Genomic DNA, 23,261 nt, shown 5'->3' with positions numbered 1-23,261 from the left:
GCTACGCCTCCTCTTCCTTCTTGTCCTTGCGGCTGAACTCGATCTCCACGCGAGCCTTGGCGATCTCGGTGAAGGCGACCCGGTGGGCGGTGGGCTTGCGTCCCTTGACGCCGGGCACCTCGAGGTCGAGTCCCTCGTCGTCCACGGTGAGGATGCGGGCCACCAACTCGCCGCCCTCGTGCAACTGCAGCTTCACCAGCCGGCCGACGGCACGCACATAGTGGCGGTGCTCGGTCAGCGGGCGGTCGGCACCGGGCGAGCTGACTTCGAGGACGTACTCGCCCTCGCCCATCACGTCCGTCTCGTCGAGCTTCTCGGAGATGGCGCGGCTCAGCTCGGCACATGCGTCGAGCTCGACGCCCTGATCGGAGTCCACGATGATCCTCAGCATGCGGCGCCTGCCCGCCCGGGACACCTCGATCTCTTCCAGATCCAGGTCCGCGGCGCTGACGAGCGGCTCCAGCAGCCCGCGCAGCCTCTCGCTCTGGGTGGTGCTCATCCGGGTGACTCCTCGGCCGCGTGTGCTGTTGTGGGGATCGTCGCGTGTCAGATCAAAGGGTATCCGGTCCCGAGGGGTGTTGCCGTCCACCCGGTCGGCACCCGCAGGTACGCTCGCCTGCGGCGATGATCACCGCAGGCCCGAGGGAGACAGTCGTGGGGCGCACGGGAACGACACGCAGGCGTGCGCTCATGGTGACGGGCGCGGTCGCGGCGGGCGCGCTGACGGGCTGCTCGGACGAGGAGCGCGAGCGCCGACGCACGCATGGCGCTGCGCCGGACGCGGCGCGGGATGCGGCGCGTTCGGATGCGGCGCTGCGCAGGCGGCTCGCCGCGTCGAGCGGTGCGCTGCGTGACCAGTACGACGCCGTCATCGCCCAGCACCCGTCGCTGGCCGGGCAGTTGGCGGCCCTGCGGGAGGCGGTGTCCGAGCACGTGGCCGCGCTCGGGGGTACGACGCGGGTGGCCGCTCCGGGGGCGATTCCGGCCGCTGCCCCGGCCGCGGTCAAGACGCTTGTCGCCGCGGAACGCCGTACGTCCGACGCGTACCTGGCCGCGCTCGTCGACGCCGAGCCGGAGCTGGCCCGGCTGCTCGCCTCGATCGCGGCGGCCGGTGCCGCGCATGCGTACCTGCTGACGAAGGGGGGCTCGCGATGAGCACGCCGGACGCGCTGGAGGCCGTACAGGCCGCGCTGGCCGCGGAGCATGCGGCGGTGTACGGGTACGGGGTCGTCGGCGGCCGGATCGGCGACGACCGCGAGGGCGAGGCCACGGCCGCGTATGCCGCCCACCGGGCCCGGCGGGACGCGCTGGAGCGCACCGCGCGCGACCTGGGCGGTGCGCCGGCCGCTGCGGCCGCGGCGTACGCTCTGCCGTTCGCCGTGCCGGACCCGGCGGCTGCCGTGCGGCTCGCCGCGGTGCTCGAGGACCGGGTCGCGGGCGTCTACTCCGACCTCGTACGAGCCACGGAAGGGCAGCTGCGCAGGGAGGCCGCGGTCGCGCTGCGCGAGGCGGCCGTCCGCGCGACGCGGTGGCGCGGCAGCGGCGTAGCCTTTCCTGGGCTCGCCGAGCGGGCGACAGGGAAGTGAAAGGGAACTTCGCGCGCATGGCTTTCGAACCGCCGCAGCGGCTTGTCCGGGCACTCGGCGAGAGTGACGAATGGCTCGGGCAGTTGTCCAAGACCCTCCAGGAGGCTGCGGACCGCTGGGAGCTGGACATCGAGCGGGTGATGGCGCCGGGCGGGCGGAGCAGTCTCGTCCTGCTCGTACGGCGGCAGGACGGCACGGCGGCGGCGCTGAAGGTCGCCCCGCGAGCGGCCGGGCCCGCGCTGGAGCGGGCGGCGCTGGAGCACTGGGACGGCTGGGGCGCGGTGCGACTCCTCGAAGCCGCGGACGACGCGCTGCTCCTTGAGCGGCTGCACCCGGAGGTGTCACTGCGGTCGCTGCCGGAGGCGAAGGCGCTCCTGGAGGCGGCGGGGACGGTGCGGCGGCTGTGGGTCGAGCCGCCGGCGGACCACGGCTTCGAGACGGTCGCGGACCGGACGGCGCGGCAGGCGGAGGCGATGCGTGCGTTCACGGACCCGGGGACGGCCGCGCTGGTCGCCTCGGCACTCGCCGTGCGCGACGAGCTCACGGCGTTCTCGCCCGAACTCCTTCTGCTGCACGGCAACTTCCGCCAGGGCAAGGTCCTCGCGGGCGACCGCACCCCATGGCTCGCGGTGGGCCCGGAGCCCGTGGTCGGCGAGCGCGCCTACGACCTGGCCCGCCTGGTCCGCGACCGGGTCGAGGACCTGATCGCGACGTCCGCGGGCGCGTCGGCGGCGCGTCGGCGGGTCAACAGGCTTGCGGACTCACTGGAGGTGAACCGGGAGCGGCTGCGGGGGTGGACGCTGTTCCGGGCGGTGGAGTCGGGGACGCGAGCGATGGCGGCGGGGCGCCGCGGGGAGGCGGAGCTGACGCTGGAGTTCGCGGGCTGGCTGTAGCCCCCGCCGGGGCTCCGCCCCATACCGCGCTCCTCAATCGCCGGAGGGGCTCATTTTGAGCCCCTCCGGCGCTTGAGGACACTCCCCCTACGCCCTGCAGGCGTGGGGGGGACCCCCAGCCGGCGTCCGGGGTCCAGGGGCGAAGCCCCGGGGCCGCGCCGCGAAGCCGGCGCGGGGGCTGGGGGCTTGCCCCCACCACGCGGCAGAGCCGCAAAGTGTCACAGCGGGAAGGGGCGGGTGGGGGAACAGGCCCCGGCTCGGCCCAGCCCCGCCCGCGCCGAAAGACCCCGATGCCCCAACACCGCAGGCGGAGCCCTACCGCAGGCGCGCCACCGCATCCGCCACGGACAGCTCCTCCCGCTCCCCCGTCCGGCGGTCCTTCAGTTCCACCACGCCCTCCGCCGCCCGGCGGCCCGCCACCACGATCTTCGGGACGCCGATCAGTTCCGCGTCGGTGAACTTCACGCCCGGCGAGACGCCCGCCCGCTCGTCCACCAGCACCCGCAGACCCGCCGCCGAGAGCTGCTCCGCGACGTCCAGTGCCAGTTCCGTCTGGAGCGCCTTGCCCGCCGCGACCACATGGACGTCCGCCGGGGCGATCTCCCGCGGCCAGCACAGGCCCTGCTCGTCCGCCGTCTGTTCGGCCAGCGCCGCCACCGCGCGGGAGACGCCGATGCCGTACGAGCCCATCGTCACGCGGACCGGCTTGCCGTTCTGGCCGAGGACGTCGAGCTGGAAGGCGTCGGCGTACTTGCGGCCCAGCTGGAAGATATGGCCGATCTCGATCGCACGGTCGAGCTTCAGGCCCGTGCCGCACTTCGGACACGGGTCGCCGTCCTCGACCACGACGACGTCGAGGTACTCGTCGACCTCGAAGTCACGGCCCGCGACGACATTGCGCGCATGCGTGTCGGGCTTGTTCGCGCCGGTGATCCACGCCGTGCCCGGCGCCACGCGCGGGTCCGCGATGTAGCGGACCTTCTCCAGGCCCTGCGGGCCGACATAGCCGCGTACGAGATCGGGACGGCCCGTGAAGTCCTCCGCGGTGACCAGCTCGACCTCGGCGGGGGCCAGGTGGTCCGACAGCTTGCCCAGGTCCACCTCGCGATCGCCCGGCACGCCGACCGCGACGATCTCGCCGTCGACCTTGACCAGCAGGTTCTTCAGGGTCGCGGAGGCCGGCACGCCCAGGTGCTGGGCGAGCGCCTCGATCGTCGGGGTGTCGGGTGTGTCCAGCTCCTCGACAGGGCCGTGCGCGGCGCCGTCCACGGGCTCGCCCACGAAGGTCACGGCTTCCGTGTTCGCGGCGTAGTCGCAGGAGGGGCAGTCCACGAAGGTGTCCTCGCCCGCCGCCGCCGGCGCCAGGAACTCCTCGGACGCCGAGCCGCCCATCGCACCCGAGACCGCCGACACGATGCGGTGGTCGAGCCCGAGCCGCTCGAAGATCTTGATGTACGCCTCGCGGTGCAGTGCGTACGCCTCCGCCAGACCTTCGTCGCTCGTGTCGAAGGAGTACGAGTCCTTCATCTGGAACTCGCGGCCGCGCAGGATGCCCGAACGCGGACGCGCCTCGTCGCGGAACTTCGTCTGGATCTGGTAGAGGATCACCGGCAGGTCCTTGTAGGACGTGCACTGGTCCTTGACGATCTGGGTGAAGATCTCCTCGTGCGTCGGCCCGAGGAGATAGTCGGCGCCCTTGCGGTCCTTGAGCCGGAACAGCTCCGCGCCGTACTCCTCCCAGCGCCCGGTCGCCTCGTACGGCTCCTTGGGCAGCACGGCCGGCAGCAGGACCTCCTGCGCGCCGATCGCGTCCATCTCCTCGCGCACCACACGCGTGACGTTCTCCAGGACCCTCTTGCCGAGCGGCAGCCAGGACCAGATGCCCGCGGCATTGCGCCGGACATAGCCGGCGCGGACGAGCAGTTTGTGGCTGAGCGTCTCGGCGTCCGCAGGGTCGTCGCGCAGTGTCTTGACCATCAGACGGGACATGCGCTGAACCTGGGCTGCCATGGGGAATTCTCCTGCGTCAAGAAAGAGTGATGTGCAGGGAGGTTATCCGGGCGGCGGGGGCGGGCGGAAATCAGTTCCCGCGCACCAGCGGCAGCGGCGCCCCCATCACCGCATACGGACTCGGCGCACTGGGGCTGCACACCCCGGGGGACAACCCCCGGACCCCCGGCAGAACCCACTCACCGCCGCACCAGCGGCAGCGGCGCCCCCATCACCGCATACGGACTCGGCGCGCTCGGGAATATCACCTGTCGTGCGAGGTCCTGATAGCCGAGAGCGCGGTACAGGCCGCGCGCCGGGCTCTCGATGTCGATCGCCGAGAGGATCGACCGCGGCTGCTCCGCGCTGTCGGTGATCGTGGTGATCAGCGAGCGGCCGATGCCCTGCCCCTGGAAGCCGGGGTGGACATGGAGTTCGGTGATGACGAAGGAGTCGTCGAGCCAGCCGTCGGTGCCGGTGTGGCGCAGATACGGTTCGACGACGGTGGACCACCAGTGCGTGCGGTCGTTCGGCATGCCGTACACGAACCCGACGAGGCGTCCCGACTCGGTCAGCGCACCCAGTGCCCAGGCCCCTGGGGTGAGCAGATGCCGGTAGACGATATGGCGGCGCACCTCGATCTCGTCGTCGGTGAGCCCGAAGGCGAGCGCCTGCACCGACAGGGCTTCGTCGATCCGCGCGGCGAGATTGATCGGTCCGACCACGACGCTGGGGGTCCGGGGTCCGCCGCCTGAGAGTGCTGCCATGCGCGAACCCTACTTCCCACAACTCGCTGTCAGAACAGCACGCTCATGAAGGCGCCGACCTCGCGGAAACCCACCCGCCGGTACGCCGCCCTGGCCGCGGTGTTGTAGTCGTTGACGTAGAGGCTGACGACCGGCGCGACGTCCGCCAGGGCGTAGCGCAGCACGGCGGCCATGCCGGTCTCGGAGAGCCCTCGGCCGCGGAACTCCGGTGCCACCCAGACGCCTTGGATCTGGCAGGCCTGCGTGGTGGCCGCGCCGATCTCGGCCTTGAAGACGACCTGGCCGTCGTCGATGCGGGCGAACGACCGTCCGGTGCCGACGAGTTCGGCGACTCTGGCCTGGTAGAGCAGTCCGCCGTCGCCGGACATCGGCGAGATGCCTACCTCCTCGGTGAACATCGCGACGCAGGCCGGCATGATCACGTCCATCTCCTCCTTGCGGATGCGACGGACGTGCGGATCGGCCTCGATGTCGTCGGGAAGCTGCTCGGTCACCATCAGCGGCTGGTGTGCGCGGACGTCCCTGGCCGGGCCCCAGGTCGGTTCGAGCAGCCGCCACAGCTCGGCGGTGGGCTCGGCCGGGCCGACGATGGAGGAGCAGCGGCGGCCGGTTCTGCGCGCACGGTCGGCGAAGGCTCGCACGGCCTCGGGGGTGGGGCAGATGGGGACGAGGTTGGCGCCGGAGTAGCAGAGCGAACGGAGCCGCCCTTCCGCGTACCAGCCCCACATCTCACCGCCGAGGCGCCAGGGGTCGAGCCCGGCGACCTGGACCCGCGAGGCCACAAAGGCGTTCACAACGGGCTCGCTCTCGAGGATGGCGAGCGCTGCGCCGAGGTCACTGGGGTCGAGGACCCGGGTGGTGGTCTGCGTCAACACGAGGGGGCCTCACCATACGGTCTGCTGATCTCCGCACTGTACCTGGCAGGTCCACGCGCTGCCGAGCCCAGCGCAAGGCCCCGCAACGCGCGGGGGCGTGAGCGGGGCCGGCACAGCACTCGTCAGCTGACGGAGACCTCGGGCTCGCCCACCGCGTCGACCACGGGCACACCGGAGGGGACGCCGTCCTTCTCCATCTGCTCGGCGATTTTCAGCGCCTCTTCGATGAGGGTCTCGACGATCTTCGACTCGGGCACGGTCTTGATGACCTCGCCCTTGACGAAGATCTGGCCCTTGCCGTTGCCCGACGCCACGCCGAGGTCGGCCTCGCGGGCCTCGCCGGGGCCGTTGACGACACAGCCCATGACGGCGACGCGCAGCGGCACCTCCATGCCTTCGAGACCGGCGCTGACCTGGTCGGCGAGCTTGTACACATCGACCTGGGCGCGGCCGCAGGAGGGGCAGGAGACGATCTCCAGCCGGCGCTGGCGCAGGTTCAGCGACTCCAGGATCTGGATGCCGACCTTGACCTCCTCCGCCGGCGGGGCGGACAGCGAGACCCGGATCGTGTCGCCGATGCCCTCGCTGAGCAGCGCGCCGAAGGCAACGGCCGACTTGATCGTGCCCTGGAAGGCGGGTCCCGCCTCGGTGACGCCGAGGTGGAGGGGGTAGTCGCACTGGGCGGCGAGCCGGCGGTAGGCGTTGACCATCACGACGGGGTCGTTGTGCTTGACCGAGATCTTGATGTCGCGGAAGCCGTGCTCCTCGAAGAGCGAGGCCTCCCACAGCGCGGACTCGACCAGCGCCTCGGGCGTCGCCCTGCCGTACTTCTGCAGCAGCCGGGCGTCCAGCGAACCGGCGTTGACGCCGATCCGGATCGGGGTGCCCGTCTCACCCGCGGCGCGGGCGATCTCCTTGACCTTGTCGTCGAACTGCTTGATGTTGCCCGGGTTCACACGCACCGCCGCGCAGCCCGCGTCGATCGCCGCGAACACATACTTCGGCTGGAAGTGGATGTCCGCGATCACCGGGATCTGCGACTTCCTCGCGATCGTGGCCAGCGCGTCCGCGTCGTCCTGCGTCGGACAGGCCACCCGTACGATCTGGCAGCCCGAAGCGGTCAGCTCGGCGATCTGCTGCAGCGTCGCCCCGATGTCCGAGGTACGCGTGGTCGTCATCGACTGCACCGACACCGGCGCGTCCCCCCCGACGGCCACCGAACCGACCTGGATCTTGCGGCTGACCCTCCGGTCGGCGAGCTGGGTCGGAACGGACGGCATTCCGAGCGAAATTGCAGTCATCTGCTGTGCAACCCCAAGGTGTGGATCGTGGTCCCGAGATCGGCGGGCTCCAGCCTCCGAGATTACGGCACAGAGGTTCGGGCCAGCACATCGCCCGCGAAAGTACCCCCAAAGGTGAGCGGCCGGATACAAAGCGTATCCGACCGCCACAAAAGGGAGGCTCTCAGCTGATTTTGACCGGATTGACGATGTCGGCGACCAGCACGAGCAGTGTGAAGCAGATGAAGATCCCCGCCACGACATACGCGACCGGCATCAGCTTGGCGACATCGAAGGGGCCCGGGTCGGGGCGCCGGAACACCTTGGCAACGGTGCGGCGCAGGGACTCCCACAGCGCGCCCGCGATGTGCCCGCCGTCCAGCGGCAGCAGCGGCAGCATGTTGAACAGGAACAGCGAGAGGTTGAAGCCCGCGAGCAGCATCATGAACATGGCGAAGAGGTTCTGCGCGGGAGCGTCGAGGTTCATCACCTCGCCGCTGATCCGGGCGGCGCCGACGACGCCCACCGGGGAGTCGTTCTTGCGCTCGCCGTCGCTGAAGGCCGCGTTCCACAGGTCGGGGATCTTGGACGGCAGCGCGACGATCGACTCGACACCGTTCTGGATCATGTCGCCCATGCGGTCGACGGAGTCGGTGAAGGAGAGCGGCAGGATCTCGGTCTTCGCGGCGAAGCCGAGATAGCCGGCCGGGACGTACTTGTCGGGGACGACCTCGCCGTCGGCGTTCTTCTCGGCGACCATGTTCTTGGCGAGGGTGGCGTGCAGGACCTGTTGCGTGCCGTCGCGCTCGACCGTGATGGTGGCCGGGCCGATCGTCTCGCGGATGTGATTCGACAGCGTGGTCCAGTCGGCGACGGGCTGCCCGTTGAAGGCGACGATCTTGTCGCCCTTCTGCAGACCCGCTGCCTGGGCGGGCGAGACGGGGTCGCCCTTGGCACAGGTGTCACGGTTCTCGCTCTGCGAGATGACGCACTTCTGAACGCCCGCGACCTCGGTGGTCTGGGTCGAGAAGCCGAAGGTCATCGCCACACCGAGGAAGATCGCGACGGCGAGGACCAGATTCATGAACGGCCCGGCGAACATCACGATCACGCGCTTCCAGGGCTTGCGCGTGTAGAAGAGACGGTTCTCGTCGCCCGGCTTGAGCTCCTCGAACGCGGCCGTGCGGGCGTCCTCTATCATTCCGCGCCACGGCGATGTCGAACGTGCCTCGATCCGCCCGTCCTCCCCCGGCGGGAACATCCCGATCATGCGGATGTAGCCCCCCATGGGGATGGCCTTGATGCCGTACTCCGTCTCGCCCTTGTTGCGGGACCAGATGGTCGGGCCGAAGCCGACCATGTACTGGGGCACGCGGATGCCGAAGAGCTTGGCCGTGGACAGATGACCGAGCTCGTGCCAGGCGATCGAGATCAGCAGCCCTACCGCAAACAGCAGAATGCCGAGGACCGTCAACAGAATCGTCATGCGCGAGCCTCCGCTGTTGCCTTCACTGCCAGTTCCCGAGCCCGCGCACGGGCCCAGGTCTCCGCTTCCAGGACGTCCGCCACCGTGAGCGAGGTTCCCTTGGCGGGCGCACCGTGCTCGGCGACGACTTCGGTGACCGTATCCATGATTCCGTTGAACGGCAGCCGTCCCGCGAGAAATGCGTCCACGCACTCCTCGTTCGCGGCATTGAACACCGCCGGAGCCGTACCGCCCAGCTCGCCCACGTGCCTGGCGAGTCCCACCGAGGGGAAGGCCTCGGTGTCGAGCGGGAAGAACTCCCACGTCGATGCCTTGGTCCAGTCGAAGGCGGGCGCGGCGTCCGGCACCCGCTGGGGCCAGCCGATGCCCAGGGCGATCGGGCCGCGCATATCGGGCGGGGTGGCCTGCGCGAGGGTCGAGCCGTCGGTGAACTCCACCATGGAGTGGACGTACGACTGAGGGTGGACGACGACCTCGATGCGCTCGAAGGGGATGTCGTAGAGGAGATGCGCCTCGATGACCTCGAGACCCTTGTTGACCAGGGTGGCGCTGTTGACGGTGATCACCGGGCCCATCGCCCAGGTGGGGTGCGCCAGGGCGGCCTCGGGTGTGACGTCCGCGAGCTCGGCCTTCGTACGCCCGCGGAAGGGGCCGCCGGAGGCGGTGACGACGAGCTTGCGTACGTCGGCCCTCGTCCCGGCCGCCAGCGCCTGGAAGAGGGCCGCGTGCTCGGAGTCGACGGGGATGATCTGGCCGGGCTTGGCGAGGGCCTTGACCAGCGGCCCGCCGACGATGAGCGACTCCTTGTTGGCGAGGGCGAGGGTGCGGCCGGCTTCGAGCGCGGCAAGGGTGGGGGCGAGGCCGATGGAGCCTGTGATGCCGTTGAGCACGGTGTGGCAGGGGGAGGCGGCGAGCTCGGTGGCGGCGTCGGGCCCTGCCAGGATCTCGGGCAGGGGCTCGGCGCCGTATTCCTCGGCCAGCGCCTCGCGCAGCGCGGGCACGACGTCCTCCCGGGCCACGGCGACCGTCTCGACGCGCAACTGCCGCGCCTGCTCGGCGAGGAGTCCGACCCGTCCGCCGGCGGCGGAGAGTGCGGTGACGCGGAAGCGCTCGGGGTTGCGCAGGACCAGGTCGATGGCCTGCGTGCCGATGGACCCGGTGGAGCCGAGGACGACGACGTCCCGGCGGCCTTCGGTCGCGTCGAAGACGATGTGCGGGTCGGCGAGGGGGGATGGGCTGTCGCTCATCCCCCCATTGTGGCCGCTCCGCCTGTCCGGCCGGACAGTGCGTCCCTACGCGCCGGTCTTCCGCCCCGCGCGCTGCTTCTCCCACGGGGCGTTCATGGGTCGAGTGGGGGCAGGGAGGCCGGTGCGGTCGAGCTGGTTCTAGCGGATCGGGCGGTGGACGTTGGCGCGGTCGGATGCGCCCGGTGTTGCGTCCGCGATCCAGGGGCCCTCGCCGCTCGGATCGATGATGCCCTGTTCGAGCCAGGTGTACGTGCCGGACAGGACGCCGTCCACCACCTTGCTGTCGAGGTCGTCGGTGTTGGACCACAGTCGGTTGAAGAGCTCTTCGACGCGGATGCGGGACTGGCGGCAGAACACATCGGCCAGTTGGTACGCCTCGCGGCCGTGGCCCTCGGTGCTGCGGAGGAGTTCCGCGCGGACGCAGGTAGCGCTCATGGCGAAGAGTTCCGCGCCGATGTCGACGATCCGGCCCAGGAAGCCCTGTTTGGTCTCCATCCGGCCCTGCCAGCGGGACATCGCATAGAAGGTGGAGCGCGCCAGTTTGCGGGCCGAGCGTTCCACGTAGCGCAGATGGCCGGAGAGGTCCGCATGACCTGCCGGGTGGAACTCGCCGAAGGTACGCGGGAGTTGACCGGGGCCCGCGACCAGCTTGGGCAGCCAGCGGGCGTAGAAGGCGGTGGCCTGGGCGCCGGCCTTCGCCTTGTCGCCCAGCGACTTGTCCGGGTCGATCAGATCCCCCGCCACCTTGAGGTGCGCATCGACGGCCTCGCGGGCGATCAGCAAGTGCATGATCTCGGTCGAGCCCTCGAAGATGCGGTTGATGCGCAGATCGCGCAGCATCTGCTCGGCGGGCACCGCCCGTTCGCCGCGCGCCGCCAGCGAGTCGGCCGTCTCGAAGCCGCGGCCGCCACGGATCTGGACCAGCTCGTCGGCCATCAGCCAGGCCATCTCGGAGCCGTACAGTTTGGCGAGCGCCGCTTCGATGCGGATGTCGTTGCGGTCCTCGTCGGCCATCTGCGAGGAGAGGTCGACGACCGCTTCGAGGGCGAAGGTGGTCGCGGCGATGAAGGAGATCTTGGCGCCGACGGCCTCGTGCTTCGCGACCGGCTTGCCCCACTGCTCCCGGACGGCCGACCACTCGCGGGCGATCTTCAGGCACCACTTGCCGGCGCCGACGCACATCGCGGGCAGCGAGAGACGGCCGGTGTTGAGGGTGGTCAGCGCGATCTTGAGGCCGGCGCCCTCGGGGCCGATGCGGTTCGCGGCGGGGACACGCACCTGGTGGAAGCGGGTGACACCGTTCTCCAGGCCGCGCAGGCCCATGAAGGCGTTGCGGTTCTCGACGGTGATGCCCTCGCTGGCCGCCTCGACGACGAACGCCGTGATCCCGCCCTTGCGGCCCTCCGACTTCGGCACCCGGGCCATCACGACGAGCAGGTCGGCGACGACACCGTTGGTCGTCCAGAGCTTGACGCCGTCGAGGACGTACGAGTCGCCGTCCGGCACGGCCGTCGTGGCGAGGCGGGCCGGGTCGGAGCCCACGTCCGGCTCGGTGAGCAGGAAGGCCGAGATGTCCGTCCGGGCCAGTCGCGGCAGGAACGCGTCCTTCTGCTCCTGGGTGCCGAAGATCTTCAGCGGCTGCGGTACGCCGATCGACTGATGCGCCGAGAGCAGGGCGCCGATCGCCGGGCTCGCCGAGCCGACCAGAGCCAGCGCCTTGTTGTAGTACACCTGGGTGAGGCCGAGGCCCCCGTACTTCGTGTCGATCTTCATGCCGAGCGCGCCGATCTCCCTGAGACCGTTGATCACCTCGTCGGGGATCCGCGCCTCACGCTCGATCAGCGCGCCGTCGATCTTCGTCTCGCAGAAGTCGCGCAGCTTCGCGAGAAACGCCTCGCCCCGCCGCGTGTCCTCGTCCGCGGGCATGGGATGCGGATGAATCAGGTCCAGCCGGAAGCGGCCCAGGAACAGCTCCTTGGCGAAGCTGGGCTTGCGCCAGTCCTGTTCTCGCGCGGCCTCGGCTACCTGTCGTGCTTCGCGCTCACTGACCTTCGGGGTCTGTGTCGTGTCGAGTGGTGCGGACATGAGGCTCACCTCGCCGCGAGTCGGGATTTCCGGGGCGTCGGCCGGTGGCGCACGTCGCCTTACCGACCGGTGCTACTCGTCCGTAGTACCCGATTCCCGCCCTCTCCACCAGTCTGCGTACCGCAGTCGAGGGAACTGCCCCGGAGCTACGGCAACGGCCGGAGCCCCCGCACAGTGGGCTCCGGCCGTCGGTCATTCACGTACTTCAGAGAGCGAGACCCGTCAGGACCAGCACCCGCTCGTACGTGTAGTCGTCCATCGCGAAGCGCACACCCTCGCGGCCCACGCCGGACTGCTTGGCTCCGCCGTACGGCATCTGGTCCGCGCGGTACGACGGAACGTCGCCGATTATCACGCCGCCGACCTCGAGGGCGCGGTGGGCGCGGAAGGCGGTCTGCACGTCGTGCGTGAACACGCCCGCCTGCAGGCCGTACTTGGAGTCGTTGACCGCGGCGAAGGCCTCGGCCTCGCCGTCGACCCTGGTGACCGTGAGGACGGGCCCGAAGACCTCCTCACAGGCGATCGTCGTGCCCGCGGGGACGTCCGCGAGAACGGTCGGCGCATAGGACGCGCCCTCGCGCTTGCCGCCGGCGAGCAGCTTCGCGCCCGCCTGCACCGCCTCGTCGACCCAGGACTCCACGCGCTTGGCGGCGTCCTCGCTGACCAGCGGGCCGACGTCGGTGGCGGAGTCGGACGGGTCGCCGGTGACCTGGGCCTCGACGGCCGCGACGACCTTCGGCAGCAGCCGGTCGTACACCGTGGCGTCGGCGATCACGCGCTGCACGGAGATGCAGGACTGACCGCCCTGGTAGTTGGAGAAGGTGGCGATGCGGGTCGCCGCCCAGTCCAGGTCCTCCTCGGAGGCGAAGTCGGCGAGGACGACGGCCGCGCCGTTGCCGCCCAGCTCCAGGGTGCAGTGCTTGCGCGGCACCGAGTCCATGATCGCGTAGCCGACCTTGTCGGAGCCGGTGAAGGAGATGACCGGCAGGCGCTCGTCCTGGACGAGGGCGGGCATCTTGTCGTTCGGAACCGGGAGCACGGACCAGGAGCCGGCCGGCAGGTCGGTCTCGGCAAGCAGCTCACCGAGGATCAACCCGGACAGCGGGGTCGCCGGGGCGGGCTTGAGGATGATCGGCGCGCCGACGGCGATCGCCGGGGCGATCTTGTGGGCACAGAGGTTCAGCGGGAAGTTGAACGGCGCGATACCGAGGACGGTGCCCTTGGGGAAGCGGCGGGTGAGCGCGAGACGGCCCTGGCCGCCGGCGTCGGTGTCCAGGCGCTGGGCCTCGCCGCCGTTGAAGCGGCGGGCCTCCTCGGCCGCGAAGCGGAAGACGGAGACGGCACGGCCGACCTCGCCACGGGCCCACTTGACGGGCTTGCCGTTCTCGGCGGAGATCAGCTGCGCGATCTCCTCGGTGCGCTCGGCGAGCCGCTTCGACACATGGTCGAGGGCGGCGGCGCGTACGTGCGCCGGGGTGGCCGCGAACTCGTCGCGCACCGCGTGCGCGGCGGCGACGGCCTCCTCGACCTGGGCATCGGTCGGGACGGAGACCTGACCGACAAGACGTCCGTCCCAGGGGGAGGTGACGTCGAAGGCGGTCTCGCCGGTGGCCTGGCGGCCGGCGAGCCAGAAGGCGTGGGTGGAAGTCATGTCCCGGCCCTTCCGAAGTAGATGGGGATGTCTCTGCCCCACGGTAGGACCGGGACGGCGTCCGCGCGTTTATCCGGTGTGGAGTGGTCGGCGGACGCTCTCCTACGCTTTGGCGTGCACTCCCAGGCCGAGTGCCTAGCGACGGCGTTCCGTCGACACGATCAGGCAGACCCCCGTCACCACCACCGCGCCTCCGACGGCTATCGGCCAGCTCAGCTGCTCGTCCAGGATCAGCGCGCCGAGCAGGACCGCGACGACCGGGTTCACATACGCGTAGGTGGCGACCAGGGACAGCGGCGCGGAGTGCAGCAGCCAGGCGTACGCCGTGAACGCGATGAGCGAGCCGAAGACGACGAGATAGCCGAGCGCGGTCCAGGAGCGGGCCGAGACCTCGCCGAGGTCGAAGCCGTACTGCTCGCCCCGGCCGAGGCCCACCAGCAGACAGCCGATGCCGCCGGCGACCATCTCGTACGCGCTCGCCGCGAAGGGATTCGCGGGCATCGGGATGCGCGACGAGGAGAAGGAGCCGACCGACCACATGAGAGTCGCGCCGATCACGGTGAGGACGCCCCACAGGCGTACGTCGCCGCTGAGACCGGGCAGGGTCAGCACGGCGAGGCCCGCGAGACCGAGCAGAACGCCGCAGTACGCGCCCACGCCGGGCCGTTCGCCGAAGCTCCGGCGCAGGAGCACCACCCAGGTGGGCACGACGGCGATCAGCAGGGCCGCGAGTCCGGAGGGGATGGAGGTCTCGGCGAGGACGACCAGTCCGTTGCCGCCGAGGAGGAGGAGCAGGCCGACCAGGGCGGCCGAGGCGAGCTGGGTGCGGGTGACCTTGAGCGCCGACGGCCCCTGCCGCCAGGCCACCAGCCCGGCGAGGATCAGGCCCGCGAGGATGAAGCGGGCCCCTGCGGAGAGGAACGGCGGCATGGTCTCGACGACGATGCGGATGCCGAGGTAGGTGGAGCCCCAGACGACGTAGACGATGGCGAGCGCACCCCAGACCGCGCCGGATATCCGGCGGCCGGGCGCGGCCGGTCCGGCGGTACCGGTTGGCGGGGTGTCGTATACCGGGGTCGCGGCGCTGCCGCTTGCGGGGGTGTCTGCCTCGGGGGTGCTGGCCTCGGGAGTGCCAGAGTTGGTGACCACGAGGCAGGACCCTAGGCATTCAAGCCCTCAAACTCCAACGATTTTGCCCGACTTCGGGCACTGGAGCGCAAAAATCTTCCGCGGGTGCCTCATTCCGCCGTGCCGCCTGCTGTCGCCTTCAGCGCCAGCCACAGCTCCATCCGCACATCCGGGTCGTCCAGCGAGCGGCCCAGGATCTCCTCGACCCGGCGCATCCGGTAGCGCAGCGTATGGCGGTGCACGCCCAGATCGGCGGCCGCCGCGTCCCACTGGCCGTGGCGCGAGAGCCAGGCGCGCAGCGAGGCGACCAGATCGCCGCGGCCGGTCGCGTCGTGTTCGTACAGCGCCCGCAGCATGCCGTCCGCGAAGGCGCGCACCGCGTCGTCCGCGAGCAGCGGGAGGACCGATCCCGCGGCCAGTTCTTCGTGCTCGACGAGGGCGCGCCCGCGCCGCCGGGCGACCGAGAGTGCCTGTTCGGCCTGTTTGTACGCGCCCGCTGTCGCAATCGGTCCGGTCGGCGCCGAGAGCCCCACGACCGCTTCGGCGTCCTCGGCCTCCTTCTCCGCGTACTCCGCCGTACAGGCCGCCACCACCGCGCCGCCGTCCGCGGCCAGCACCACAAGGCGGTCGTCGATGTCCGGCACGGCGAGCATCGGCTCCCCGGCCCGGGCGGCGGCCGACTCCAGCGATTCGGCGAAGGCCTGCAGCGGGTGCCCGGCGGCGGGGTCCGGCTCGGCCGCCGGCTCGGCGATCAGCAGCCGGAAGGGAGCGTCGAGCAGCCCGCCGTACAGATCTCCGGCGACCGCACGCGCGTGGTCGGGCTGGCCGGACAGCAGCATCCGCAGGACCGCGGCACCGAGCCGCTGCTCGGCCTCCTGGAGTGAGCGTGAGCGCTCCGTGGAGAGGGTGAGCAGGGCGACGGCGGAGTGCACGGCATACCGCTCGGCGGTGCCCAGCGGCGCTCCGGTGCCCACGGCCAGCGCCCCGCGCACTCGGCGTCCGGTGCCCAGCGACTGCAGTTCGACCCGGTCGTCGTCCGTGTCGCCGACGACCACGCTCGCAGGCGCGGACCGCTCCCGCAGCCGCTCGATGTCGGCGGTGAGCCGGGCTGCCCGGCGCGCGGCCCATTCGGGTGCTGCGGCGACAACGGCACCGGACGCGTCGTACAGCGCGGCCCAGCCGTCGACATGCGCGGCGAGCCTGCTGACGACCGCGGCCGGCCCCTCGGCGAGTGCGGCCCGCGTCAGCTCCCGCTGTGCCTCGAAACCGGCCGTCACCGCGCGGTACTGGTCGGCCGCGTTCGCCGCCGAGACGGCCTTGCTGATGGCGAGGAAGGGGGTGCGGCGCGGCACGGCGAGCAGCGGCAGGTCCTCCTCCTTGGCCGCCTCGACGAGCGCGTCCGGGATGTCGTCGTAGTAGACGCCGACCGCGAAGCCGAGCCCGACGACGCCCGCGCCCACCAGCCTGCGCACATAGCGGCGCATCGCCTCGCGGTCCTCGGCGTCCAGGGTCATGGCCGTGACAAGGAGCAGCTCGCCGCCCTCCATGTACGGCACGGGGTCGGCGAGCTCACTGACATGCGCCCAGCGCACCGGCGTCTCCAGCCGGTCCTCCCCGGCGCGCACGGTGAGTTTGAGCGCCGAGTGCTGGACGAGCGAGGCGAGCGTGGGCGGCATGGGGACCGTGGGCCCTTCGAGCAGAGGTGAGGGTGATTTCGCCGTCCCGTATGAACGGCGTACATCGATTCTGCCAGGACGTAGCAGTACGGGGCTCTGCTCAGGTTCTGAGATCCACCAGAAGGGGCGGCGCGTGCTCGCCCCGCACGGTCGTCAGGGAGAGCACCGCATGCCCCGCGGGCACGGCGTGCGCCAGGTCGGAGGCCGACCAGCGGGCCCGCTCGACCTCGCGCACCGTGATCGCCTCGGCGGTGGCCGCCTTGCCGGTCACCAGGCGGCGCATCATGTGCAGCGCCTTGGTGAGCGGCTCGTCGGAGATGATCTGCCGGTTGGTGACGTCCCGGGTCTGCACCCACTCGGTGCCCCAGGTCTCGGCGAACCGCCCGCCGTCCCAGGGGGCGAGCCCGGCGAACGCCATCCGGCAGCCGACCGCACCCAGCAGCGGGCCGCGCAGCGGCTCCGGCACGTCCTCCAGGGTGCGCAGCGCGAACACCACCCCGGCGTTGGCGGAGCGCAGCCGCTGCACGGCGCGCACCGAGTCGGCGGTCACGGTGTACGTAGCGTCGTCGAGGACGAGTGCGCCGAACAACGAGCGGTCCGAGCGGTTCAGCGCCGCCTCGGTGAACTGGGCGAGCACCAGGCGCGCGATGATCCGCGAGGCCTCGGCGTGGCCGCGCTCGGGCAGGTCGATGCGGACGCGCAGCGGGTGCTCGATGGCGCGCAGCGAGAACTGCCGGCCGGTGCCGTCCGTACGGAAGAAGTCCGCGAACGCGGGCCGGTCCAGGAAGGCGATCCGCTCGGCGAGCAGGACGCCGATGTCGTCGGCGCGGGCCGACTGCCGCTCGCGGGCGTCCAGTTCACGCAGCTGGGCGGCGGCACCGGGGTCGGTCGCGGCCTCCAGGGCGGTGCGCAGCGCGCCGATCGCGGCGGGTGCGCCGCCGAGCAGTTCACGCAGCTCCGGTACGGCCGGGAAGCGCCCGTGGACGCACTGGTACGGCCCGATCAGCTGGGCCAGTGCGGTGGCGGCGCGCCTGCTGTCGCCACCGGGCAGGGTGGCGGCGAGATCCCCGACAAGCGCCTCGGCGAGCACCCGGGCGGCCTCGTCGGGGTCGTCGGCGCCGCCGTAGAGGTCGAGGTCATGGGTGGACTCGGGGCGGCCGACGGCGATGACGAGGTCGAAGGCGTCGTCGGGGGCGAGCCCCGTGCCGTACGCCGTGACGGCGACGACGGCCGCGCGGTTGGCGAGCGCGAGCAGACACATCGACTCGACGACGGGCCGCACCAGGCGCACGCTCTTGCCGGACCCGGAGGGCCCGACGGCGAGCAGCGAGGTGCCGAGGAGGGCGGGCTCGAGGGCGACGCCGGTGGTGCGGCGGGCGTAGGGGTTGCGCCGGTCGTCGACGGCCGTGCCGATCTTGACCTGGGCGGTGGCGAGATCGTGGGTGGCGGTACGGACCGGCAGGTCGCGTACGCCGGAGGGATGGGCGCAGGCGGCCGCGCCGTGCTTGCGCACCGTGTCGGTGAACGCGGCAAGCCGCTCCGGCCGGGCGTGGACGCCCTGCCAGGCGCGCCGGATCCTGGCGTAGTCGACATCGCCGAGCGCGCCGGAACGGGTGGCTTCGGCCAGGGCCTGCGCCGCGTCCACCAGGCCGGCGGAGCGCAGCTCGGGCCAGTCGGCGGGATCGGCGTCCGGGGGCGGCGTCGGGATGCGGACGTGCTTGTCGGCGCGGCGCACATAGCGCTGCCAGATCTCCGGCACATGGCCGATCCGGGCGAAGAACACGAGCAGGCCGCCGCCGACGATCGCGTAGTAGGTGTACGAGGCGACGACCTGGGCCATGGTGCCGTTCCAGGAGTCCGGGGTGAGGACGAGGAAGGGCCACAGCCAATAGCGGCCGAGGTAGCCGTTCCACAGGAGCGACCACAGCAGCCAGCCGCTGAGCAGTGCGATGAGGGCGCCGGTGAAGAGCCGGCGGGCGGGGACGAGCTCGGGCTCCTCGGCGGCCCGCGCGCGGTGGCCGAGCCGCCAGATGCCGGGCTCGGCGGCCGGGCGCGGGGTACGCAGCCAGTCGACGACGGCGGGCCGGGTGGTGGGGGCGTGGCCGGGAATGGCCGGGATCCCGGGCACCACGGGCGGCCGCGCGGGCCGTGGCACCGGGTTGGACCGTGTGCCGCGTGCGTCGAATGTGCCTTCGGAATCCATGAAACCGCTGCCCCCTGACCAGCCAGGCCCGCTCTGTGCACCCGTCAATCTAGTGCCCTGGTCGGGGTAGTTCACTGATTCACCTCATGGTGGACGTCCGGAGGCGCGTTCCCCCGGGAAGACACGGCACCGCGCGGTCGTCGGTCCGGCAGTCGGCGCGAGGAACGTCCGCCCCGGCCCGCCTATGTCCGGCGCGGACAACGACACACCCCCCAACACTCCCGAACGGCGCATGCCCGTCTCCCCCTCCCCCGCCTAGCCTGCGAAGAAAAGCGTCCGGAACACCCACAGGAGCCCCTCATGACCGCAATCCCGCAGGAGCGCCGCGTCGTCACCGCCATCCCCGGCCCGAAGTCGATCGAGCTGCAGGCCCGCCGTACCGCCGCGGTCGCCGGCGGTGTGGGGTCCGTGCTGCCCGTCTTCACCGCCCGCGCCGGCGGCGGTGTCATCGAGGACGTGGACGGCAACCGCCTCATCGACTTCGGCTCCGGCATCGCCGTGACCTCCGTCGGCGCCTCCGCCGAGGCCGTCGTACGCCGTGCCTCCGCGCAGCTCGCCGACTTCACCCACACCTGTTTCATGGTCACGCCGTACGAGGGCTACGTGGAGGTCGCCGAGGCCCTCGCCGAGCTCACCCCGGGTGACCACGAGAAGAAGTCCGCGCTGTTCAACTCCGGCGCCGAGGCCGTCGAGAACGCCGTCAAGATCGCCCGCGCCTACACCAAGCGCCAGGCGGTCGTCGTCTTCGACCACGGCTACCACGGCCGCACCAACCTCACGATGGCGCTGACCGCCAAGAACATGCCGTACAAGCACGGCTTCGGCCCGTTCGCCCCCGAGGTCTACCGCGTCCCGGTCGCCTACGGCTACCGCTGGCCGACCGGACCGGAGAACTGCGGCCCCGAGGCCGCCGCCCAGGCCATCGACCAGATCTCCAAGCAGGTCGGCGCCGACAACGTCGCCGCGATCATCATCGAGCCGGTCCTCGGCGAGGGCGGCTTCATCGAGCCCGCCAAGGGCTTCCTGCCGGCCATCGCGCAGTTCGCCAAGGACAACGGCATCGTGTTCGTCGCGGACGAGATCCAGTCCGGCTTCTGCCGCACCGGCCAGTGGTTCGCCTGTGAGGACGAGGGCATCGTCCCCGACCTGATCACCACCGCCAAGGGCATCGCGGGCGGTCTGCCGCTCGCCGCCGTGACCGGCCGCGCCGAGATCATGGACGCCCCGCACGCGGGCGGCCTCGGCGGTACGTACGGCGGCAACCCGGTCGCCTGCGCCGGTGCGCTCGGCGCCATCGAGACCATGAAGGAGCTCGACCTCAACGGCAAGGCCAAGCGCATCGAGGAGGTCATGAAAGGCCGACTCACCGCGATGGCCGAGAAGTTCGAGATCATCGGCGACGTCCGCGGCCGCGGCGCCATGATCGCCATCGAGCTGGTCAAGGACCGGGACACCAAGGAGCCGAACCCGGCCGCCACCGCCGCGCTCGCCAAGGCCTGCCACGCCGAGGGTCTGCTGGTCCTGACCTGTGGCACGTACGGCAATGTGCTGCGCTTCCTGCCCCCGCTGGTGATCGGGGAGGACCTGCTCAACGAGGGTCTCGACATTATCGAGCAGGCGTTCGCAAGCGTCTGACCGGGGCGAACGGTCAGGGCCTGTGAAGACTCTGTGGGGGGCCGATGGCGGGATGGAGATCCGGCTGTCGGTCCCTCAGCCACTGCCGTACGGTTTCTGCAGATGAGAGAAACACCCCGCTCGCAGGGGACTGCGAGCGACCCCAGGCCGGAGCATCCCCAGCCCCGTCCTGGTAGTGCCCTCGCGCACACCACTGGAGCTTCTGGCTCCGGAACTCCTCACCGATCGGATGGCCGCCCGCCCCAAACCCCCCGGGGCGCGCGGCAAACCGGTCCGGCCGGCCCTCTCGGAACCACCCCCCCTGTTCCGAGGAGGCCGGCTTTTCCTCGTGCGGCGCTCGGCGCGCTGTGCGCCCTCGTCTTCTCGCTGGGCACCTGGCAGGTGGCCGCCAACGGGCCGCTGCGGTCCCTGGACGAACGCATCGAGCTCAGGATCGTCGGGCACGGACCCAGGTCGCTGACCGATCTGCTGGCCGACCTCGGCAGTAGGGAGTTCGCGCTGCCGGTGCTGGTCGCGGCGGCCTGGTACACCCTCCGGCGCGATGCTCGCACCCGGCGTTTCGAGGTACTCGGTGCCGTTCTCACGATGGCCGCGGTTCCCGCGCTCGTCACGCCCCTGAAGTCCTTGATCGACCGTCAGGGACCGCTCACCGAGGCGGGCGGTTTCTACCCCTCGGGCCATACCGCGACCGCGATGGTGGCCTACTGCGGCGCCGCGCTGCTCCTGGGCCCGTATATCGGGCGGCGATGGGCGATGCCCGTCGCCCTGGTACTCACCCTGGCGACGGGCATCGGACTCGTCCTGCGCGGCTATCACTGGCCACTGGACGTCATCGGCAGCTGGTGCCTGTGCGGGTTGCTGCTCCTCGTCAACTCCAGTTGTACGCGTCGAAGGTCTTCGAGAACTCCCACTGGTTGAAGCGGTCCCAGTTGATCGACCAGGTCATCAGTCCGCGCAGGGCGGGCCAGCTGCCGTGGGTCTGGTACGAGCCACAGGTCGTACCCGTTTTCTTCGTCAGGCAGTCCAGCGCCTTGTTCACCTCGGCGGGCGTGGTGTGGCCGTTGCCCGCCTGCGTCGATGCCGGCAGGCCGATGGCCACCTGCTCGGGCCGCAGTGCCGAGAAGAACTTGGACTGATCGCCCGCGACCGGGAAGCCGGTCAGCAGCATGTCGGTCATGGCGATGTGGAAGTCGGCGCCGCCCATGGAGTGGTACTGGTTGTCCAGGCCCATGATCGAGCCGGAGTTGTAGTCCTGGACGTGCAGCAGGGTGAGGTCGTCGCGCAGGGCGTGGATGACCGGGAGGTAGGCCCCGGCGCGCGGGTCCTGGCCGCCCCAGGGACCCGAGCCGTAGTACTGGTAGCCGAGCTGCACGAAGAAGGTCTCCGGAGCCATCGTGAGCACAAAACCGGAGCCGTACTTCGCCTTGAGGGTCTTGATCGCCGAGATCAGATTGACGATCACCGGCGAGGTCGGGGAGCGGAAGTCCGTGTCGCCGGTGTTCAGGGACAGGGAGTGACCCTCGAAGTCGATGTCCAGGCCGTCGAGTCCGTACTCGTCAATGATCTTCGAGACCGAGGAGACGAAGGTGTCACGGGCGGCCGTGGTGGAGAGCTGCACCTGGCCGTTGGCGCCGCCGATGGAGATCAGGACCTTCTTGCCCGCCGCCTGCTTGGCCTTGATGGCGGCCTTGAAGTCGGCGGCCGACTCGACGTTCGGGCACTCGCTCGCCGGGCAGAGGCTGAAGCGGATGTCGCCCGAGGTGACCGAGGTCGGTTCGCCGAAGGCGAGGTTGATGACGTCCCAGGAGTCGGGCACGTCCGCCATGCGCGTATAGCCGGAGCCGTTGGCGAAGCTGGCGTGCAGATAGCCGACAAGGGCGTGGGCGGGCAGGCCCGTGCCCGGGTTGCCGCCGCTGGTGGTCGTCGCGGTGACGGCGGCGGACTTCGGCGACTCGCCGGCGCTGTTCGTGGCGGTGACCTGGAAGCTGTACGACGTCGACGGCGCGAGCCCCGTCACGGTGGCCGAAGTCCCGGTCACGGAGAGGACCTTGGTGCCGGCCCGGTAGACGTTGTAGCCGGTGGCGCCGGAGACGGGCGACCAGCTCAGCGGGACGGAGGTGGAGCCGGGGGATCCGGCGGTCAGCCCGTTGGGGGCGGCCGGTGTCTGGACCGGGTCGCCGCCGGGGCCGAGCAGCGAGAGGTCGTCGGCGGCATAGGCGGGTGTGCCGTACCAGCCGTGCGTGTAGATCGTCACGGAGGTGGTCGAGGCGCCCGTGCGGAAGGTCGTGGAGAGCTTCTGCCAGCTGGGGGCCGACGCCGTCCAGGTGGAGACGTCGGTGGTGCCGGTGCCGGATGCGCCGAGGTAGACATAGCTGCCCTGCACCCAGCCGCTGAGTGTGTAGTCGGAGTTGGGCTTGACCGTGACCGTCTGGCTGCACTTGGCGTTGTCGCTGCCCGCCGGAGTGGCCTTCAGCGCGGAACTGCCGCCGTGGACGGGTGAGTTGACGGCGGCGCCGCTGCCCGCCGTACAGCTCCAGCCGTCGAGGCCCGCCTCGAAGCCGCCGTTGCGGGCGAGTTCGGTGTCGGCGGCCGTGGCGAAGCCCGCCGTGGCGACGAGTCCGCTGATGGCGAGGGCGGCCGCCGAAAGGGCGGCCAAGAGTCTGGTGCGGTCCACAACTGCCTCCGGGCATGGGGGGTTGAGCGCACAATTTGGTCCAGACCAATGCCGTTGTCAAGCCCTCAGGCAGCGCTGCAGACCGC

18 protein-coding genes are annotated in these 23,261 nt (G+C 71.0%); 5 read left to right on the top strand and 13 right to left on the bottom strand.

The features are described 5' to 3' along the window. Position 1 precedes the first annotated feature (1 nt). Entirely contained in the window at positions 2–499 is a 498-nt protein-coding gene (gene rimP, locus ACQEVG_RS28265; RefSeq protein WP_432988854.1) for a ribosome maturation factor RimP, read from the bottom strand. A gap of 155 nt (positions 500–654) precedes the next feature. Between rimP and ACQEVG_RS28260 the strand changes: the two genes are divergently transcribed. The 3 genes from ACQEVG_RS28260 to ACQEVG_RS28250 are packed head-to-tail and all read left to right on the top strand — an operon-like array spanning position 655 to position 2,479. Then, entirely contained in the window at positions 655–1,155 is a 501-nt protein-coding gene (locus tag ACQEVG_RS28260; RefSeq protein WP_432988852.1) for a hypothetical protein, read from the top strand. Next, a complete protein-coding gene (locus tag ACQEVG_RS28255) occupies positions 1,152–1,586 on the top strand; it encodes a DUF4439 domain-containing protein (RefSeq protein ID WP_432988850.1) in 435 nt (144 codons plus the stop codon). Before ACQEVG_RS28260 ends, ACQEVG_RS28255 begins: the two co-directional genes overlap by 4 nt. 17 nt (positions 1,587–1,603) lie before the next feature. Beyond that, positions 1,604–2,479, top strand: a complete 876-nt coding sequence (locus tag ACQEVG_RS28250; RefSeq protein WP_432988848.1) for an aminoglycoside phosphotransferase family protein — start codon at positions 1,604–1,606, stop codon at positions 2,477–2,479. A gap of 315 nt (positions 2,480–2,794) precedes the next feature. Here the strand turns inward: ACQEVG_RS28250 and ACQEVG_RS28245 are convergent, their stop codons facing one another. From ACQEVG_RS28245 to ACQEVG_RS28195, 11 genes are all read right to left on the bottom strand, one after another. Beyond that, positions 2,795–4,489, bottom strand: coding sequence for a proline--tRNA ligase (locus ACQEVG_RS28245; RefSeq protein ID WP_432988846.1), 1,695 nt, complete (start codon positions 4,487–4,489; stop codon positions 2,795–2,797). Between the two features lie 179 nt (positions 4,490–4,668). After that, positions 4,669–5,235, bottom strand: a complete 567-nt coding sequence (locus tag ACQEVG_RS28240; RefSeq protein ID WP_432988844.1) for a GNAT family N-acetyltransferase — start codon at positions 5,233–5,235, stop codon at positions 4,669–4,671. 29 nt (positions 5,236–5,264) lie between these two features. Further along, a complete protein-coding gene (locus ACQEVG_RS28235) occupies positions 5,265–6,110 on the bottom strand; it encodes a GNAT family N-acetyltransferase (RefSeq protein ID WP_432988842.1) in 846 nt (281 codons plus the stop codon). 122 nt (positions 6,111–6,232) lie between these two features. Next, positions 6,233–7,411 carry a flavodoxin-dependent (E)-4-hydroxy-3-methylbut-2-enyl-diphosphate synthase gene (gene ispG, locus ACQEVG_RS28230; RefSeq protein ID WP_432988840.1) on the bottom strand — a complete coding sequence of 393 codons (1,179 nt, stop codon included), beginning with the start codon at positions 7,409–7,411 and terminating at the stop codon, positions 6,233–6,235. A 163-nt stretch (positions 7,412–7,574) separates the two neighbouring features. Then, positions 7,575–8,876, bottom strand: coding sequence for a M50 family metallopeptidase (locus ACQEVG_RS28225; RefSeq protein ID WP_432988837.1), 1,302 nt, complete (start codon positions 8,874–8,876; stop codon positions 7,575–7,577). Next, positions 8,873–10,123, bottom strand: coding sequence for a 1-deoxy-D-xylulose-5-phosphate reductoisomerase (dxr, locus tag ACQEVG_RS28220; protein WP_432988835.1), 1,251 nt, complete (start codon positions 10,121–10,123; stop codon positions 8,873–8,875). Before dxr ends, ACQEVG_RS28225 begins: the two co-directional genes overlap by 4 nt. 138 nt (positions 10,124–10,261) lie before the next feature. Continuing rightward, entirely contained in the window at positions 10,262–12,208 is a 1,947-nt protein-coding gene (locus ACQEVG_RS28215) for an acyl-CoA dehydrogenase family protein (protein WP_432988833.1), read from the bottom strand. Between the two features lie 205 nt (positions 12,209–12,413). Continuing rightward, positions 12,414–13,859, bottom strand: coding sequence for an aldehyde dehydrogenase family protein (locus ACQEVG_RS28210; protein WP_432988831.1), 1,446 nt, complete (start codon positions 13,857–13,859; stop codon positions 12,414–12,416). Between the two features lie 135 nt (positions 13,860–13,994). Further along, positions 13,995–14,876: an EamA family transporter gene (locus ACQEVG_RS28205; RefSeq protein WP_432992969.1), complete on the bottom strand. Its 882-nt coding sequence runs from the start codon at positions 14,874–14,876 to the stop codon at positions 13,995–13,997. Between the two features lie 221 nt (positions 14,877–15,097). Continuing rightward, positions 15,098–16,663, bottom strand: a complete 1,566-nt coding sequence (locus ACQEVG_RS28200) for a PucR family transcriptional regulator (protein ID WP_432988829.1) — start codon at positions 16,661–16,663, stop codon at positions 15,098–15,100. 100 nt (positions 16,664–16,763) lie between these two features. Beyond that, the gene (locus ACQEVG_RS28195) at positions 16,764–18,866 is read right to left on the bottom strand and encodes an ATP-binding protein (protein ID WP_432988827.1); all 2,103 of its coding nucleotides are present in this window, start codon (positions 18,864–18,866) and stop codon (positions 16,764–16,766) included. 300 nt (positions 18,867–19,166) lie between these two features. Between ACQEVG_RS28195 and gabT the strand changes: the two genes are divergently transcribed. Both gabT and ACQEVG_RS28185 read left to right on the top strand, forming a co-directional pair. After that, on the top strand, positions 19,167–20,501 hold the full coding sequence (gene gabT, locus ACQEVG_RS28190; RefSeq protein WP_432988825.1) for a 4-aminobutyrate--2-oxoglutarate transaminase: 1,335 nt from the start codon (positions 19,167–19,169) through the stop codon (positions 20,499–20,501). A 381-nt stretch (positions 20,502–20,882) separates the two neighbouring features. Continuing rightward, positions 20,883–21,419, top strand: a complete 537-nt coding sequence (locus ACQEVG_RS28185) for a phosphatase PAP2 family protein (protein WP_432988823.1) — start codon at positions 20,883–20,885, stop codon at positions 21,417–21,419. On the opposite strand, the gene ACQEVG_RS28180 is transcribed toward ACQEVG_RS28185, so the two are convergent. Next, complete coding sequence (locus ACQEVG_RS28180) at positions 21,370–23,175, bottom strand: chitinase (protein WP_432988821.1); 1,806 nt, start codon at positions 23,173–23,175, stop codon at positions 21,370–21,372. The two genes, ACQEVG_RS28185 and ACQEVG_RS28180, sit on opposite strands and share 50 nt — an antisense overlap. Positions 23,176–23,261 lie beyond the last annotated feature (86 nt).

The organism is Streptomyces sp. CA-135486 (assembly GCF_050936555.1).
In the GTDB taxonomy this organism is placed as follows: Bacteria; Actinomycetota; Actinomycetes; order Streptomycetales; family Streptomycetaceae; genus Streptomyces.
The sequence above is the reverse complement of the archived record's forward strand: the minus strand, read 5'-3'. Positions and strand labels throughout refer to the sequence as shown.

Excerpts from the sequence above, each read along its gene's own strand:
- rimP (WP_432988854.1), bottom strand. The coding sequence starts at position 499 with ATGAGCACCACCCAGAGCGAGAGGCTGCGCGGGCTGCTGGAGCCGCTC.
- ACQEVG_RS28255 (WP_432988850.1), top strand. The coding sequence starts at position 1,152 with ATGAGCACGCCGGACGCGCTGGAGGCCGTACAGGCCGCGCTGGCCGCG.
- ACQEVG_RS28250 (WP_432988848.1), top strand. The coding sequence starts at position 1,604 with ATGGCTTTCGAACCGCCGCAGCGGCTTGTCCGGGCACTCGGCGAGAGT.
- ACQEVG_RS28245 (WP_432988846.1), bottom strand. The coding sequence starts at position 4,489 with ATGGCAGCCCAGGTTCAGCGCATGTCCCGTCTGATGGTCAAGACACTG.
- ACQEVG_RS28240 (WP_432988844.1), bottom strand. The coding sequence starts at position 5,235 with ATGGCAGCACTCTCAGGCGGCGGACCCCGGACCCCCAGCGTCGTGGTC.
- ispG (WP_432988840.1), bottom strand. The coding sequence starts at position 7,411 with ATGACTGCAATTTCGCTCGGAATGCCGTCCGTTCCGACCCAGCTCGCC.
- ACQEVG_RS28225 (WP_432988837.1), bottom strand. The coding sequence starts at position 8,876 with ATGACGATTCTGTTGACGGTCCTCGGCATTCTGCTGTTTGCGGTAGGG.
- dxr (WP_432988835.1), bottom strand. The coding sequence starts at position 10,123 with ATGAGCGACAGCCCATCCCCCCTCGCCGACCCGCACATCGTCTTCGAC.
- ACQEVG_RS28215 (WP_432988833.1), bottom strand. The coding sequence starts at position 12,208 with ATGTCCGCACCACTCGACACGACACAGACCCCGAAGGTCAGTGAGCGC.
- ACQEVG_RS28210 (WP_432988831.1), bottom strand. The coding sequence starts at position 13,859 with ATGACTTCCACCCACGCCTTCTGGCTCGCCGGCCGCCAGGCCACCGGC.
- ACQEVG_RS28200 (WP_432988829.1), bottom strand. The coding sequence starts at position 16,663 with ATGCCGCCCACGCTCGCCTCGCTCGTCCAGCACTCGGCGCTCAAACTC.
- ACQEVG_RS28195 (WP_432988827.1), bottom strand. The coding sequence starts at position 18,866 with ATGGATTCCGAAGGCACATTCGACGCACGCGGCACACGGTCCAACCCG.
- gabT (WP_432988825.1), top strand. The coding sequence starts at position 19,167 with ATGACCGCAATCCCGCAGGAGCGCCGCGTCGTCACCGCCATCCCCGGC.